Below are 1,683 nucleotides of genomic sequence, written 5' to 3'. Positions count from 1 at the left end.
CCTGCGCTTTTCATTACAGCCGTGTCCGGTTGGTGGGCGGAAACACGAAAGTGCCTTCCGAGCTGGGATGATGAGGCTTGTCGAAGGTCTCAACCCGCCCAGCAGGAAGGCACTTTCTGCGTGCAGACTACCGTGTCGCGTCCCCGGCTCGTCGTCTCGGCAGACGGGCGCGGGGTGGTCAGCCATGCCGGGTCACGCCTGCTTGCCGATCTCGCCGAAGCCACCGGTCTGACCCGTGCCTTCAGCGGTGCCCTGCGCCACTTGCGCCCGCGTGGAACCGGGCACGATCCCGGACGGATCGCAGCCGACCTGGCGGTGATGCTCGCCGACGGCGGCGAAGCGATCGGCGACCTGGCTCTGCTGCGGGACCAGAGCGAGGTCTTCGGCCCGGTCGCCTCCACCCCCACCGCCTGGCGAATGCTCGCGGGCATCACCCCCACCGCGCTCGGCGCCCTGCGGGCGGCCCGGGCCACCGCCCGTGAGCATGCCTGGCTCCAGGCGGAGGAAACCCGCAACGGCATCCCCTCATCGCGGGCGGCCGGGCACGAACTGCCCGGACTCGTCCTGGACATCGACGCCACCCTGGTCACCTGCCACTCCGAGAAGGAGAACGCAGCCCCCACCTACAAGCACGGCTTCGGCTACCACCCGCTGCTGTGTTTCCTGGACAACACCGGCGAGGCCCTGGCCGGCCTGCTGCGGCCCGGCAACGCCGCCGCCAACACCGCCGACGACCACATCACCGTCCTCGACCAGGCCCTCGCCCAGCTCCCCGACGCCCACCGCCACGGCACCACCATCCTCATCCGCACCGACAGTGCCGGATCCGCCAAAGCCTTTCTCGCACACATCCGCGCCCTGCGCTCACGCGGGATCCGCAGCTTCTTCTCCGTCGGGCACCACATCACCGAGCCCGTCCGGCGCGCGATCCGCCACCTGCCCCGCCAGGTCTGGCACCCCGCCCTCGAACAGGACGGCACCCTGCGCCATGGCGCCGAAGTCGCGGAACTGACCGGCATGGTGGACCTGACCGGCTACCCGGACGGCACCCGCATCATCGTCCGACGCGAACACCCGCACCCCGGCGCCCAGCTCTCCCTCTTCGACCTCGACGAGGGCATGCGCCACCAGGTCTTCCTCACCGACACCCCTTACGGCCACAGCTCCCTGCAGCTTCTGGAAGCCCGCCACCGCGCGCACGCCCGCGTCGAGGACCGCATCCGCTGCGGCAAATCCACCGGCTTCGGCCGCTTCCCCTCCCGCCACTACACGCTCAACCAGGCATGGCTCGAGCTGTCCCTGGCCGCAGTCGACCTGCTCGCCTGGACCCAGATCCTCCTGCTGGACGGCGAACTGACCACGGCAGAACCGAAGAAGATCCGCTACCGGCTGCTGCACGCCGCTGCCCGCATCACCCGCGGCGGGCGCCGCCTGCACCTGCGGATCTCCGCCACCTGGCCCTGGCGCAACGAGCTGGCCAGCGCCTTCAGCCGACTCGCCATACTGCCCCGCCCAGCAAACTGATCAACCGCCGCCCCTGCCCGCCAACGACTCCGAAGGACCCAGGAGAACCCGGCCCCAGCGTCGGGCCTTCGGCACGACCCCGCACACGCAACAGGCCGAACACCGGCCGATCACGATCAACTACACCGGACCGAGGCCAACTGAAACGGCGAGGCTAGA

Annotated in this window: 1 protein-coding gene; it reads left to right on the top strand. The window is 70.1% G+C overall.

Annotation, left to right across the window (positions count from 1 at the left end):
• The first annotated feature begins 120 nt into the window (after positions 1–120).
• Positions 121–1,524 carry an IS1380 family transposase gene (locus tag K6I34_RS36645; RefSeq protein ID WP_229332339.1) on the top strand — a complete coding sequence of 468 codons (1,404 nt, stop codon included), beginning with the start codon at positions 121–123 and terminating at the stop codon, positions 1,522–1,524.
• The last annotated feature ends 159 nt before the right edge of the window (positions 1,525–1,683 follow it).

The sequence above is a fragment of the Streptomyces sp. UNOC14_S4 genome (assembly GCF_020740835.1).
GTDB lineage: Bacteria > Actinomycetota > Actinomycetes > Streptomycetales > Streptomycetaceae > Streptomyces.
The sequence above is the reverse complement of the archived record's forward strand: the minus strand, read 5'-3'. Positions and strand labels throughout refer to the sequence as shown.